This is a genomic window from Brevibacillus sp. NPDC003359 (genome assembly GCF_042878995.1).
Lineage (GTDB): Bacteria > Bacillota > Bacilli > Brevibacillales > Brevibacillaceae > Brevibacillus.
On record NZ_JBIAOR010000001.1, the window covers coordinates 574,244 to 588,453 of the forward strand.

The 14,210-nt window shown below is 45.9% G+C and carries 12 protein-coding genes; 11 read left to right on the top strand and 1 reads right to left on the bottom strand.

The window, feature by feature from the left end; genetic code table 11:
• Positions 1-19: 19 nt before the first annotated feature.
• From ACFYU8_RS02720 to ACFYU8_RS02760, 9 genes are all read left to right on the top strand, one after another.
• The gene (locus ACFYU8_RS02720) at positions 20-3,487 is read left to right on the top strand and encodes a DUF4132 domain-containing protein (protein WP_390296053.1); all 3,468 of its coding nucleotides are present in this window, start codon (positions 20-22) and stop codon (positions 3,485-3,487) included.
• Positions 3,488-3,489: 2 nt separating this feature from the next.
• The gene (locus ACFYU8_RS02725; protein WP_390296051.1) at positions 3,490-5,148 is read left to right on the top strand and encodes a hypothetical protein; all 1,659 of its coding nucleotides are present in this window, start codon (positions 3,490-3,492) and stop codon (positions 5,146-5,148) included.
• A gap of 24 nt (positions 5,149-5,172) precedes the next feature.
• Positions 5,173-5,448 carry a hypothetical protein gene (locus ACFYU8_RS02730; protein ID WP_390296049.1) on the top strand — a complete coding sequence of 92 codons (276 nt, stop codon included), beginning with the start codon at positions 5,173-5,175 and terminating at the stop codon, positions 5,446-5,448.
• A gap of 161 nt (positions 5,449-5,609) precedes the next feature.
• Complete coding sequence (locus ACFYU8_RS02735; protein WP_390296047.1) at positions 5,610-7,550, top strand: ABC transporter substrate-binding protein; 1,941 nt, start codon at positions 5,610-5,612, stop codon at positions 7,548-7,550.
• Between the two features lie 51 nt (positions 7,551-7,601).
• On the top strand, positions 7,602-7,841 hold the full coding sequence (locus tag ACFYU8_RS02740; RefSeq protein WP_390296045.1) for a GNAT family N-acetyltransferase: 240 nt from the start codon (positions 7,602-7,604) through the stop codon (positions 7,839-7,841).
• Positions 7,831-8,004, top strand: a complete 174-nt coding sequence (locus ACFYU8_RS02745; protein WP_390297353.1) for a GNAT family N-acetyltransferase — start codon at positions 7,831-7,833, stop codon at positions 8,002-8,004. The genes ACFYU8_RS02740 and ACFYU8_RS02745 overlap by 11 nt, the downstream gene beginning before the upstream one ends.
• 170 nt (positions 8,005-8,174) lie before the next feature.
• A complete protein-coding gene (locus ACFYU8_RS02750; protein WP_390296043.1) occupies positions 8,175-9,752 on the top strand; it encodes a glutathione ABC transporter substrate-binding protein in 1,578 nt (525 codons plus the stop codon).
• Between the two features lie 115 nt (positions 9,753-9,867).
• Entirely contained in the window at positions 9,868-10,350 is a 483-nt protein-coding gene (gene ybaK, locus ACFYU8_RS02755) for a Cys-tRNA(Pro) deacylase (RefSeq protein ID WP_390296042.1), read from the top strand.
• 123 nt (positions 10,351-10,473) lie between these two features.
• Positions 10,474-11,025 carry a dihydrofolate reductase family protein gene (locus ACFYU8_RS02760; RefSeq protein WP_390296039.1) on the top strand — a complete coding sequence of 184 codons (552 nt, stop codon included), beginning with the start codon at positions 10,474-10,476 and terminating at the stop codon, positions 11,023-11,025.
• A 76-nt stretch (positions 11,026-11,101) separates the two neighbouring features.
• On the opposite strand, the gene ACFYU8_RS02765 is transcribed toward ACFYU8_RS02760, so the two are convergent.
• Positions 11,102-11,929 (bottom strand): hypothetical protein, encoded by an 828-nt coding sequence (locus ACFYU8_RS02765; RefSeq protein WP_390296037.1) that lies wholly within the window; start codon positions 11,927-11,929, stop codon positions 11,102-11,104.
• A 186-nt stretch (positions 11,930-12,115) separates the two neighbouring features.
• On the opposite strand from ACFYU8_RS02765, the gene ACFYU8_RS02770 reads away from it, so the two are divergent.
• Both ACFYU8_RS02770 and ACFYU8_RS02775 read left to right on the top strand, forming a co-directional pair.
• Positions 12,116-13,033 (top strand): AraC family transcriptional regulator, encoded by a 918-nt coding sequence (locus tag ACFYU8_RS02770; RefSeq protein ID WP_390297349.1) that lies wholly within the window; start codon positions 12,116-12,118, stop codon positions 13,031-13,033.
• Between the two features lie 145 nt (positions 13,034-13,178).
• A complete protein-coding gene (locus tag ACFYU8_RS02775; protein ID WP_390296035.1) occupies positions 13,179-14,153 on the top strand; it encodes an ABC transporter substrate-binding protein in 975 nt (324 codons plus the stop codon).
• Positions 14,154-14,210 lie beyond the last annotated feature (57 nt).

The following is a 14,210-nucleotide window of genomic DNA, read 5'->3' on the forward strand; positions in this document are numbered from 1 at the left end:
AGAGAAGGAGGAGTAAGGAATGGTTTTACGAAAAACAGACCTAAATCCGGTTACGAAGAAGTTTGTGGAGGAGTTTATCAGTGCAAGTGATCGAAACAAGCATTTGTACGATCAAATCGCTGATTACGTTGCAGGTGACACAGACGAATGCCCAGCAATCACAGAGGACCCGCGATTTTACAACTATTCGGTTCGATCCGAATTTGACAAGCTAAAAAAACGCGGGGAAGAGCAGGCTTTCTATCGAGCAGCTGTACTGATCTACAAGGCAAGCAATCGTTTTTACGATAAGAAACAGGTGATAGATGAATGCTTCCTGGACCAGATCGAACTGCAAAGTATGAAGGAAATCGGTGAGGCTGACACCCGGGCAAAAGATCAGAAAGCATTGGAGGCCATAAGAAAAACAGCCGAGCATTTTGGTCCTACGTTGTTTGGCGAATTTTTGTTAAAAGCTGCGGAGGATTATCGCGTAAGCATCAGCCGTGATTACTCCTCGACATTTGAGCGGGCCAAATTTTTGCTATTCATTTCGTATGCGTACACGATTTCTCCGAGCGTATTGGAAGAAGCAAAAGAAAAGCTGATGCCGATCTACTATTACCTGGTTACAGGTGATACGCGCGAATATATAAAAGAGCTGCATACCATTACCAAAGAAGTCGTAACCATGCAGTTTTCGAGCAACAATTTACTGACCAACGAGTCGTTGTACCCTTCGTACGTCAAAGAGAAAAAGGCAGCGCTTCGAGAAAAGTATTATCCAGGAGAGCAGGTCAAGGAAGGTTCCCTTTTGAACCAGAAGCATTTGAAGCGGTATATGGAGTTGGTCATCAGCTTGCTGTATTTCCGCATTCACGTCAAAGGCGGGATCAGTGCATTTCTGAAGAAGGAAGAGGAGATTGATCGGGAGCTGCAAGGCACCTTGCAAATCCTTTTTGACATGTTCCCGCTCGATATCCTGTCCGAAGACAAGAGACTGTTTGAGCTCGTGCACATGGATGAGCCTTACGATCTACTGCTGGGACTACGTGAGCATTTGCTATCCCCGCCGACGCTCTGGGAGCAGGTCAAGCAGCTGGCGCTTGAGGACGTAACCAAATCGAGACGAGCGCTTGAACTTGCTTCGATCCCGATGGTCAAGGGATTTTTACACAAAACGTTGGCGGCACAAGGCGTGGATCTCTCTGATTTCCAGCCTACTATGGAAGGGATAATTCAAGACGCGTTGCGACGTGCGAAGGGCTCGACAAAGCTGGCGAACTATTTGGATGAAAAAGATGTGCTGGAGGATGTACTTGAGCATGTTCATCTGGAAGACGTACAACTGGTAAGACAGCAGATGATTCTCTTGAGCTTCTTGCCTGTGGACCATCCGTTTATTGCGCGTCTGATTCCGTTCATGTGCCAGTACAAAGACAAGTCCAATCGAAGAGTAGGCCATATGTGCTTCGCTCATGCATTCCAGGATCGATTGACCGCCATCATTGATCATTATCAAAAGGATGAAGTTGTAGACATCCACGCACTTTTCTATCAGATTTTGTCCATTAAGGAAATGCACTATTATTACGCCGACGTCAATGAAGAGGTGTATCGTTCGTTGGTCGTAGCGAATCCGAAAATGAGTCTGGCGCAATTTGAAAAGCTGGATACGGAGCTTCGCGTGTTTGTGATGCAAACCCTATTAGCGGCAAAAGAGACGCTGTCAGATGAACTGCGCAACCAAGCGATTCTGCTCGGATTGTCTGACGGCTCGAAGAAAGTAAGCGGCCTCGCTGGCGCAGCGTTTCTTCAGGCAAAAGACAAGGAGCTTTATTTGCACGTCTATCAAACTGAGAAAAAAGCAAAGGTCAAGGAAATGGCGCTTGATGCGATTCGCTCCTTGGACAATAACAAGGAGATTTTCCAAGAGCTGTTGACAACAGAAAAGAGCAGCAAGTTTAAAACACTACTGCAAACATTTATCGACGCCGAGGAGCAAGGGCCAGATGCGAGTTTGACCCATTTGGGCAACCTGACCGACAAGCGCAAGCTCATACGGATTAAATGGATGCCACTGGAGCGCATGCCAGTCCTTCGCGATCAAGAAGGCAACGAGCTGGGTCAAGAAGTAATGGAATACATGCTAACCGCTTCGATCGATTTCCCGACAGCACCGAACCCGTTGGTGCTTGACTTGAAACCGTCTCTGCAAGCAGCATCTGTTGCTGACTTTACAGTTGAAGTCTTGCGCACATGGCTCGATAATGGGGCAGTCGCCAAAGAAAAATGGGTCATGCCGCTCTGCGTCGCTTTCGGAGATCGTCGCATAGTCGATACGATTGGTCAGTTGATTAAGGAATGGACAGATCATTCCCGCGGTGCTTTGGCTGCAGAAGGCGTGCGTGCCCTGTCGTTCTCGAATGATTTGACTGCGCTGCGTCTGATCGACCAGATTAAGCGAACGATCAAAAACAGGCAGGTCAAAACAGCAGCAGAAGAGGCACTCTCCATGGCGGCTGCGAATCAGAACATTTCCGCGATGGAACTGGAAGACAGACTGGTCACCACGCTTGGCTTAGATGCGTCCGGCAAGCAAGTGTTTGACTACGGCGACCGCACCTTCACGGTCAAGGTCAGCAACGAGCTGGAATTGGAAGTCACGAACGACAGTACAGGAAAGGCAGTAAAAAATCTGCCTGCACCGTCCGCTAAAGACGATCAGGAGAAGGCTGAACAAGCGCGATTGACTTTTGCTCAATTGAAAAAAGATCTGAAAAATATGGTGAAGGTACAGTCTCTTCGTCTGGAAGAGTCCCTTTCCAAATCGCGTTATTGGTCAACGGCAGCATGGAAACGTCTCTTTGTGGAGAACGTGTTGATGCAAAAATTCGCAATCGGACTCATCTGGGGTGTATATGAGGACGGAAAGCTCACAGATACGTTCCGCTATATGGACGATGGAACATTTAACACTGTGGACGAGGATGAGTATGAGTTGGCAGATGAGCAACTCATTGGCTTGATTCATCCATTGGAGCTCGACGAAGAGCTGTTGAGCGGCTGGCGCACGCAGCTGGATGATTACGAGATTACGCAACCGTTTGAGCAGTTGAACCGGGAAGCGTTCCAGCCTACAGAAGAAGAATGCAAAGCAAATGAAGTGCTCCGCGTGCCAGATGAATCGTACTCACCTACTGCATTTGCAAAAATGATGGAGAAATTCGGCTGGGTCAAAGGAACGCCGCTCGATGCCGGTTATTATTACGAGTTTTACAAACTGTATGACGGAATGGTGGCTGAGCTGAAAATCAGTGGGGCGAGTATTTCGTATTGGGAAGGAATGGAGGATGTGAAGCTGGAAGCACTGGCTTTCTTTCCAAATAAAGATGCCGAGTACAAGCATTTTCACTTCAAACCAGTGGATCGGATGAAGCTCACCGATATTCCAACACGCATTTTCAGCGAAACCGTCTATGATGTCATGCGTGCAGCAGGAAAATAACGATGGCGGATTTCACATCGGAATTTCATCGGTTTATCGCACTGTGCAACGAAGAGTATCTGGTCAAATACGCGAACAAAGGAATTTACAATCGCTCCATCAAGGAAATGGAAAAAGGGCTCACCGTTTCCTACGAGTTCCGAGATGATTACGTCGAGTGTGCGCTGTCAGATGACAGCGTATGCCGACTTCATGCGGATATGGATCGCTTTTCCTGCTCATGTCCATCTGACAAGATATGCAAGCATGTCATCATCGCCATCGTCTACTATGCCCAAAACCATTTGCAAGCAGGAGCAGAGGCTGACGATAAGCTGGAGACCTACAAGCCTGACTTTAGCTGGCTCTTGCAATTGCAGCCGGCTCACATTAGCAAGGCTTTTACACCAGCGCAGATAGAAGAAGTGCTGTTTCGCCTCGACTATTTCGAGGAGATGGAGGTCGTGGAAACATCCTTTTTAACCATGACATTGCGCACCCAAGATATATCCGTATCTTTTGACAGTGATTCGGAGATCGCAAAGAGCATGTGCTCCTGCAAGGCGAAAGGCAATTGCTTGCACAAGCTGGAGGTCATTTTGCGCTATCGGGCGCTGCATCAGCTACAGGATCGCGAGCAGTTACAAGCAGCCGTAACCGACGTCACCTATGATACCGATGTTGTAGCGGAAGCCAAAGCTCTGATCGCAGAGATTCTTGGCATCGGCTTGGCGAAGCTATCCCAGACGATTTGTACACGACTGGAGCTGCTAGCCATCGCCGCGCATAACGGGAATCTTCCCCGCGTGGAAAAGGATATTCGCGGCATTCATGGTGAGCTGAACTTATTTTTTCAGCGTCATGTCAAGTTTTCAACGGATGCGCTGCTCGACCGACTTTCCCGGGTGTATCTTGGTTTGCTTGCCCTGGAGAAGACCGATCAAACCGAAGCGAAAAAACAGCTGCTCGGCAGCTTCAAGAGTAAGTACCATATGGTTCCGCAGTTAAGTCTGTATGCGTTGGGAGCAAATCCATGGGAGACGCGGTCAGGGTACAAGGGGATTACGTATTACTTTTATTCGCTTGCTGATCAACGCATCTACACGTATACAGAAGCGCGCCCCGTGTATTATGAAGGCATTTCCTTTTCCTTTAAGGACAGCTATAAAGGCAAGGTGCCCTGGGGCGAGTTGATCTCCATGGAAGAGCTCTCTCATTCACAGGTCATCCTGACACAGGCGAAGACGAATCGGGAGCAACGCTTGTCTTCCAGTGAAGAGACTCGGCTAACCATCGTGCCCAGAGACAATATCGAAGAGCTGGATCTCGGCAAGATTTTGGTTCACGACTGGTCCAGTGAATGGAAGGACGCAGCAGGAGACATGTTTGAAACTGCGTTGGACTCGGTTTTTGTATTGAAAGCGAAGAAGTTCAATCAAGTCGAATTCGATCAGAAGACGCAGCAGTTGATTCTGACGATCGAAGACGAGCAATGTCATACCATCCATTTGAGCATCTCCTATCAGGGGGAATTCGCCCGCAATATACGTCATCTCGAACAAAACAAACGACTGCTAGAGTTGCGCGATGTGTATTTGCTTGTGCAAAAAATAGGAGATGGGCTTTATCCGATCAGCATCATGCAGGGCAAATCGCTGACGAGCTTTAAATTGGACTTATAACGGTGAGGAAGTGGACATAAGAATATGGAGGAGTTAAATTCCTTTACCGAAAAGCTGACGGAGTGGCAGGAACGCTTGTTACTCAAAGGAATCCATAAACTTGACAAGCAAGATTTGCAGGAGCTGAAAAAGCTGCAAGATCTCGCGACTGAATACGATATGAGCTTCCTCGGCTCATTGATAGAAGACCTACGCGTGGAGGGCAATCGCTATTTGCAGGAAGTAAAAGCGGATGCGGAGTCGTTAACGCAGCAATATTTGTATGTGGTGCAGTACGTCCATATGATGAAAAATCATTGACTTGTTCATCGTAATACGGGTGCAGGAAAGGAAGAGAGATTCGTGAAGAGTCTCTCTTTTTTCTATGGACTGTACGTGTTATTTGACCGTGAGAATGATTATCAATAAAATAGAAGAAAGGTGAGTGATGGGCAACCAGAAGGAAATGGAGGATAGAAGAGATGAGGCTAGAAGACTTCGCTCTATACTGGAATTATGCCACAATCAAAATAATAGATATTCGTAAGCAGTATCAACATGGAGGCGAAAAACTGGCTTCGTATCGGTTGCCGACAAATGGGTTTATTTACAGCACGAAGGGGAGTGCTCAAATCTATTTGGACGAAATGAATGTTGACGTCAAACCGTTTTCGGTCTTGCATGCGGGAAAGGGTACTCGCTTGGACATTCATTTGACCGCCGAAGAATTCTCTTATTATCTCATCTTGTATAAGGCTGTCGTGTCATTTCCTTGGCCATGGCGCAATGATCGTGTCATTCTACGGGAAGAAGCAAGCGCTTTTCATCGAATCTATCAGTTGAAGCCCGATAATCCATTGGAGATGTTTGACCTCGTACATCAGATTTACGAGGAATGGCAATGCACAAGCCAATTGCAAAAGTTCCATGTGAAGGCGCTTTTTCACCTTTTCGTTTATCAAATCTTGCGACAATTGCATGAGCAAACAGGCCATACAGATAAGCCCGATGTGGTCGAGCTTGTCATTTCCCATATACATTCTCACTACCAAGAGCCACTAACGCTAGATTCACTTGCGCAGCATTTTGGGTACAGTGCCAAGAATTTATCCAGGGTCTTTAAAAAACAGACGGGCAACAGCTTAATTGACTTCGTGATCCAGGTGAGAATTCAAAAGGCCAAGGAGCTATTGCTCCATACGGAAGCACCGATCCAAGATATTGCTGAAAAAATAGGCTATACGGACAGGTTGTACTTTACGCGAATCTTTAAAAAGCTGACGGGAACTTCACCCGGACACTTCAGACAGCGAGGTGCACGGGAGCTGAATACGGAAAATCGTCCATACAGATCGCGTGGATTGTCCATTGTTATGACGGGTACCCGACGGTATAGTAATGATGATTATGAGAATCGTTATCGTTATGATGGAGAGGAAGATTCATCCATGTACAGTCGCAAAGTGCCCATGGTGGCTACCTTGTTGTTTTGCTTTGCACTCGTATTGAGTGCATGCACCACGAGCTCTACTACAACCAGCACTACGGGAGTCGGGCAAGCCGTTCAACAAACGGATACAGTCGAAAACAACAGCCTGACCCGAAAAATTTCGACCATAAAAGGGGAAATCGAGGTCCCGGCAGAACCGAAGCGAATTATCGTCGATCTGTATTTGGGAAGCTTCATTGCTTTGAATGTAAAACCAATTGGAACTCCAGAGCTGAATCTAAAAAATCCGTACTTCGCAGAGGCTTTGGCTGGCGTAGAGAATATCGGGGAGTACGAAAACATCTCGCTGGAAAAAATGCTTGAGCTACAACCAGACTTAATCGTCACGGGAAACGAAGCAGCCTATGAGCAGTATAAAAAAATAGCGCCTACGGTAGTTGTTCCCTTTGGCGAATTGAAAAACGTGCATGAAGAGATTGCCTTTGTAGGAAACCTGTTGGGGAAAGAAAAAGAGGCGGCAGCTTGGTTGGCTGAGTACGATCAGCGTATCGCCAGTGCCCGAGAAAAGGTTGCAAAGGTAGTGCCTGCTGACGCTACGTTCTCTATCATGCAGGATTGGGGAAAGAACACAGGCGTGTTTGGGGATAATTTTGGAAGAGGTGGACAAGCCGTTTATTCAGCGCTAGGATACAAGCCACCTGCAGCGGTAGCCAAAGAGATTATGGAGCAACAGTCCATTGAAGTATCGAGCGAGGTTCTGCCTACTTTTGCTGGCGATTATATCATCCTGACATCCGAAGACCGAACCTTGTCCGAACTGCAGGCTGACCCTATTTGGGGAACCCTCGATGCTGTAAAAAATAATAGGGTGTACATCTGGAAAAAAGATAAATCTTGGTATTTCGATCCGATTGCAACCTTATCGCAAACAGAGGAGCTAGCTGATTGGCTGGTGAGCACACAGAAGAAATAGGGTAAAGCTAGAATCCTCGTAGTCGATTGTATCAACCTGTGGGAAGGGAAGATGGTCAGATTACGCGCCGTAGTGGCCGAGGATTGGCCGAAGTTTCACGAAAATGATCAAGATCCGGAGATAGCAAGAGCATCTGATGCCATTTATTTTCCGAGATCAGAAGCCGGAGCGAGATCGTGGACAGAGCAGCAAGCAGCAAGAGTTCCTGACGGAGACAATATGCGGCTTGCGATTGAAACCTTGAATGGAGAACTGGTAGGCACGATATTTTTTTCACGAGCTGCGTTATGAGAAAGTAACGGCACATGTTTTTGCTTTTAACGAAAGATCGAAACGATTGCATGAACATCTCGGCTTTCAACTGGAGGGCAAGCTTCGGAATATGATTGATACGAACGGCCGTTACTATGATGAATACCTGTATGGTCTGTTAAAAAGTGAATTTGTCAGATAGTCTTTGAACAACTCTCTCGCTGCCATAGGAGAGAGTTGTTTGTTTATATATAAACTTGTAAAGAAACTGAAAATAAAGGTAAACAAACTGAAAAAATAATTACAGAATATTATCTAAAATAAAATATGTTTGAATGCTAAAACTTTTGCAACAAGAATGGGGGAACACAGATGAAAAAGAAGAGCTTTTATCACACGCTGATTGCCATGACAATCGCGGTATCTGCGGCTTTGGCAGGGTGTTCGTCGGGGCAGGACGCGTCCACGAGCGGTGGACAAGCAGGGGGTACCGCGGAAGCTGGCAAAACAGGAGGAACCCTCGTCATCGCTCGTCTGTCCGATGCGAACAACCTCGACCCGCATTTCCTGTCCCAAATCCCTTCGGCAGCCATCGTTCATCACAAAGTATACGAAGGGCTTGTCCGCATGGATAAAGAAAGCAAATACGTCCCATCCCTGGCAAGTGAGTGGAAGCAGCTCGATGACTTGACGTGGGAGTTCAAGCTGCGTCAAGGCGTGACGTTCCATGATGGCGCACCTTTCAATGCGGAAGCGGTAAAGGCAACGATCGCTCGCGTTCAGGACCCTGCCGTTGGCTCCAGCAGGATTAACATGTTTGAAGCAATCAAAGAAGTGAAAGTGGTAGATGAGTACACCGTACAGTTTCTCCTGAATTACCCGTACGCACCACTCTTGTCCGTTTTAGCGAGTGCAGAGGGAAGCATCATCAGCCCGAAAGCCATTGAACAATATGGAAAAGATTTGAGCAAGAATCCAACTGGTACGGGCCCGTACAAATTCGAAAAATGGACGCCTGGCCAAGAAGTTGTTCTCGTGAGAAACGATAATTACTATGGCGGTACACCAAATCTGGATAAAGTCGTCTTCAAAACCGTATCGGAAGACACGACTCGCCTGGCAATGGTTGAAACTGGTGAAGCACAAGTTGCGGAGAACTTGCCTGTGACGGACATCGATCGCGTGCAAAATTCTCCGTCGATGCAGCTGGGACGATACGCTGGCTTCTCTGTCGATCACATCGGATTGAATACGAAGAAAAAGCCATTTGACGATGTGCGTGTCCGCCAAGCCATTGCCCATGCTATCGACAAGAAGACCATTATTGAAGGCGTTTACAACAGCGTGGGAACACCTGCAAACTCCTCGATTTCACCGTCAATGGTTGGATACAGCCCGAATGTAAAAGACATTCCGTATGATATCGAGAAAGCGAAGCAATTGCTCGCAGAAGCGGGTTATCCGAACGGATTCAAAGCAAAAATTGCCTTGAATGACAATAAGGCGCGGATTAGCGTAGCGGAAGTACTGCAACAGCAACTGAAGCCGATCGGCATCGATTTGCAACTGGATGTCATGGAATTCGGGGCATATATTGAGGCAGCATCCAAAGGGGAGACAGACCTGTTCATGAGTGGCTGGGGGAATGCTACAGGCGATGCCGATTACAACCAAGCAAACCTGTATCACTCAAAAGCACATGGCGCACCAGGAAATCATTCCTTCTACAACAATCCGGAAGTGGACAAGCTGATCGATGAAGGACGTAGAGAAACAGACTCGGAAAAACGGAAGCAACTCTATGAGAAAGCACAACAAATTGAAATGAACGAAGCTCCGCTCATTCCGTTCCGATTCTCCGAGAACCTGGCGGCGATTCAAAAGAATGTACAGGGTGTATGGATTAGCCCTGCCGGCCATATCGAGATTGACGATGTAACGATTCAATAAGAAGAGGCGCCGCTGACATGCTTGTGTCAGTGGCGTTTTTTGGTTGAAAAGTAGAACGTCATCCCCTAAGATAGATTATATTTTGTTGACCAGTGTGAAGTGGAGGTGGAATGTTGTGAAGCAAGGAAAAACGAATGCGATGCGGATATTGGACAAGGAAAAAATCGCATACACCATGCTGACGTATGCAACTGATGATGGGAAAATCGACGGGATCGCTGTCGCCCAAAAGATCGGTCGCGAACAGAACGTTGTCTATAAAACATTGGTTTCGCAAGGGACGAGCAAATCGTATTATGTGTTTGTCATTCCGGTTGAAGCTGAGCTTGATCTCAAAAAAGCGGCGAAAGCTGTTGGAGAGAAGAAAATCGAGATGATTCCCGTGAAGGAGATTACCAAGGTATCTGGCTATATTCGTGGCGGATGTTCGCCAGTTGGGATGAAGAAATTGTTTCCGACAGTGATTGATCAAAAAGCGGAAGCGCTTGATACGATTATTGTCAGTGGCGGAAACATTGGAGTGCAAATCGAGCTAACTCCCGATAATTTACTACGCGCAACCAAAGGCACGCTGGCAGATGTTACTGATATCAGCTAGTGTAAAACACACATAAACCCGCTAACTTCCTCTAGTTGAAACCCTTTCTGTTACTAATATGACACAAGGTGACATATTTAACGGTCTATTATGGGAGGTAGATCAACGAAAGGAGTGAAAATCGTGAAACGAAGAATCATTTTAGATTTAGCAGTTACTGTAGATGGTTTTATTGAAGGGAAAAATGGGGAAGTTGATTGGTGCATCATGAACTCTGAGATGGGGTTTATTGATTTCTTAAATCAAATTGATACGATTTTATATGGAAGAAAAAGTTATGATTTATGGGGACAATTCACTCCAGAAGATGAACATTCGAATACTGAAAAAGAAATGTGGGAAATCATTCATAGTAAAGAAAAATACGTGTTTTCCAAGACGCAAAAAGGGACTGATCATAAAGCAATATTCATAAATGATCATATTCTTGAAGAAGTAAATAAATTAAAAAATAAGCCTGGTAAAGACATCTGGCTATATGGCGGAGCAAGTCTTATTACAACTTTTATTAATTTAGGACTTGTTGATGAATATAGATTATCTGTTCACCCTGTTATTTTGGGAGAAGGAAAACCGTTGTTTATGGATAGAAAACAGAGGTTGAATTTAAAAATGGTGAAAACAAGAACGTTCTCTTCTGGCGTTGTGCAACTAATCTATCATTTGAATGAATAGTCCAATCAAAACAGCGGTGAGTCTAAGACTATATTTTCAGGTCTTAGATCGCCGCTGCTTTATCTATCAGGTCAGTCTAGAATTCACTAAGTAACTCTGTCCAAATCAACATCGGTGAGTTACACGAACAACAGTTCATTTCTCCTGAAAGATAGGGAAGGTGGGCAAACAGCATAGGTTCACCGATTTCGCATACCCGCTGATACAACGCCTGATACCGAGTGTTCTGTGTAGACGTGTGACTGTTTGGATTGATGGCGATTGGATTGGCTATGCCGTGAGATACCGGGTCTTCCTCGTATGCATACAAGCAATTCTTCTCCTCGTCCGGCCATAAATAAATAGAAGTATCGCAGGTTGGACAGACGATCACATATTCATCTCCCTCCGAATAGGTGAGAAGCATACTAGCAATGTCTTTATCACCTCGAAAGGCAGCGTCCGCCGCTAATACGTAGCGCTTTTCTCCAGCCTGTTCTTCCGATTGTACCGATTGAAAGAGTGATTCAGTCAGCTTGCTCAAGGATCGAATGGCACGATGATATTCACGGTAAATCTCTTGGATAGTGTCTGGCTCTAATTGGGTTTGATCTCGTAAAAACTCCAAAGGCAAGTCTACATGTAGCCCATTGGGGTTATTCGCTTCGAAAATCCCACAGGTCACAAAGATATCCAACAAAATGTCAGGCCTTTGTGTTTTCAACGCGATCTCTACTAAATAGGGGACCGCAGCATATGTACATGGATAAATCGTATTTTGATGATACAGAAGCTCCCAATACAACTCTTCTTTTTCTTCGGAAAAATAGTCATGCTGAATATGCTGGATGAGCGCAGGGACACGATCGGAAAAACCATATGGACCTTGTAGCTTTCCCCAAACAGGACTTGCTAAATCTAGCATTGGAACATCACCTCTCTTGCTGAAATGTGCGACTCTTCCCATTATCATAGTAAAACTTTCCTCGATCCGCTATAATTTGAGAATGATTATCATATGCATTTTGTACAGCCGGTGAGGTGGACAGAGTTGAGTTCGACAGACATTCAAGAAAACTTTCATCTTTTTTTCGATAGAATGAATTTGGAAATGCAAAATGTGGATCAGAAAACACATATGACCCTGCATCCAGAGATGGGGGAAGGGTATGTTCATCGGTTTCTTCCGCGGTATGATATGGAAGTTGCTGTATCCGACTATACATTTTACCGACAACAGAGCCTCTCTCTTTCTACGAAAAGCCCTATGGTAGAGCTTAATTTTTGTTTAAAAGGGGAAAGAGGGATTTGCGTACAAGGAAAAGAGCACCAATTGCTGCCAGGACTTTGCTCGCTGCAATTTATGTCAGAAGTGGAAGCGAGGTTTGAATACAGTGGAAATGAGCCGTTCCATATGCTTGGTATCGGTATCCCGGTGTCGACTTTCCATCATTTCATGGAGGAGTCGAATGGAGAGCGTTCCATTGAATTCACCCAAATTCTCGGAAAACAATCGTTCCGTATCTTTCAGGAGAAGCTGTCTCCTGCTTCTTCTGTTGTACTCCAACGTGTGATGCAGTCCGTCGCTAACACGGGAACGAAAAAGATTGAGCTGGAAACTGGCATATTGGGGCTGCTTTCGATGGCGTTTCAATCCTTTCTGCTTGATAGCGAAACGGCGTCTGTTCCCTTATCGAAAACAGACAAAGAAAAGATCAGGCAAGCAAGGGAGATCATGATGGAATACATGGCGGAACCGCCTTCATTACCTGAGCTGTCCCGGATGATTGGGTTAAACGACTTCAAGCTGAAGGCAGGTTTTAAAGCAATGTTTGGCACAACCGTTTTTGGCTACTTACGAGAAAAGAGGTTGGAAAAAGCCTTGTATTTACTTCAACAAGGCGAAATGAATGTGACGGAAACCTCGAGTGCCATCGGATATACGAATACGAGTTACTTTGCGGAAGCGTTCCGTGAAAAATATGGTGTCAACCCTAGCGTTTTTGTGAGACGTTCTTCTAACAGGTAGGTCTAGTATCCCGATAACCAGCAAACTATTCCGTCTACAGGTAGTGTGGAGTACCGACCCGTAGTATCATTTGGGGTATTGATAACGAATCTCATTTATATTATGTGTTAGGTAGGAGAGACTCAAAAAGGAGAGACGACGGAGTATGCAGCGACACGGTACTATTTTTATGACCCTTACGATCATGGTGGTCCTGATGGTAACAGGATGCGGCGGAGTATCGAGCCAACATACCAGTGCACCAGCTACGAACCAACAAGCGGGACATCAAGACTCAACGCCTGGTAATAGCGTGGATGTTTTTCCACGGACGATCCCCCACCTATCCGGTGAAACCGTCATTCAGGAAAAACCAATAAAAATCGCGACGCCATACATTGCTTTTGTTGACTACTTGGCTGTCTTGGATGCGTATCCGATTGCCGCCCAAGGTGTATCGACCATTACGACGAATTTCCCCAGTCTCAATAAACGAGTGGCGGATAAAAACATCATCGATCTGGGGATGGAGGTCGATCTGGAGAAGCTACTGGCAGTTCAGCCTGATATCATCATTGCCGCTGATGACATGCGCGACCAATACGAAAAACTATCGCAAATTGCACCGACTGTCATCTTGCCTCAGGCTGGGGATTGGCGTGAAACCCTTCAACAATTAGCAGTTATTATTGGAAAAGAGGAGAAAGCTGCGAACGTGCTAGCTGAGTTTGATCGCAAGTCTGCGGCATACAAAGAACAGCTCGCTTTTCGCAGTCAGGAGTCGGTCATGTTCGTCATGTACAGAGGAAAAGAGCAGTTCGTTACCTGGAACGATGGACGTTTTGATCCGTTTTATGATGGTCTTGGTTTGAAACGAACAGAAGGGGCCAATGAAAATGGGCAGCTCTCATTGGAGAGCCTCGCTCAACTAAATCCAGACCATCTATTCGTGATCAATAATTGGCAAGCGCCGATCCAAGGCGGCGTGAAAGAGGCCTTGAAAGGAAGCAACGTCTGGAATAGCTTGAACGCCGTCAAAAACAACCGGGTCTATGAATTGGCAGACCCTTCGCTACCTGGACCGATGGCTCTTGCGAAAATAGACGGGATTGAAGAAATCATGAAAGCGATGGGAAAGTGAGAAGTTTAATTCCTAGTTGACACATCGGATTTATTATCATAATCTAGTCTACAACGA

Bases quoted from the DNA above. Each gene is read 5' to 3' on its own strand.
- ACFYU8_RS02750 (WP_390296043.1), top strand. From the start codon at position 8,175: ATGAAAAAGAAGAGCTTTTATCACACGCTGATTGCCATGACAATCGCG.
- ACFYU8_RS02775 (WP_390296035.1), top strand. From the start codon at position 13,179: ATGCAGCGACACGGTACTATTTTTATGACCCTTACGATCATGGTGGTC.
- ACFYU8_RS02725 (WP_390296051.1), top strand. From the start codon at position 3,490: ATGGCGGATTTCACATCGGAATTTCATCGGTTTATCGCACTGTGCAAC.
- ACFYU8_RS02720 (WP_390296053.1), top strand. From the start codon at position 20: ATGGTTTTACGAAAAACAGACCTAAATCCGGTTACGAAGAAGTTTGTG.
- ACFYU8_RS02740 (WP_390296045.1), top strand. From the start codon at position 7,602: ATGGTCAGATTACGCGCCGTAGTGGCCGAGGATTGGCCGAAGTTTCAC.
- ACFYU8_RS02730 (WP_390296049.1), top strand. From the start codon at position 5,173: ATGGAGGAGTTAAATTCCTTTACCGAAAAGCTGACGGAGTGGCAGGAA.
- ACFYU8_RS02770 (WP_390297349.1), top strand. From the start codon at position 12,116: ATGCAAAATGTGGATCAGAAAACACATATGACCCTGCATCCAGAGATG.
- ACFYU8_RS02735 (WP_390296047.1), top strand. From the start codon at position 5,610: ATGAGGCTAGAAGACTTCGCTCTATACTGGAATTATGCCACAATCAAA.
- ACFYU8_RS02765 (WP_390296037.1), bottom strand. From the start codon at position 11,929: ATGCTAGATTTAGCAAGTCCTGTTTGGGGAAAGCTACAAGGTCCATAT.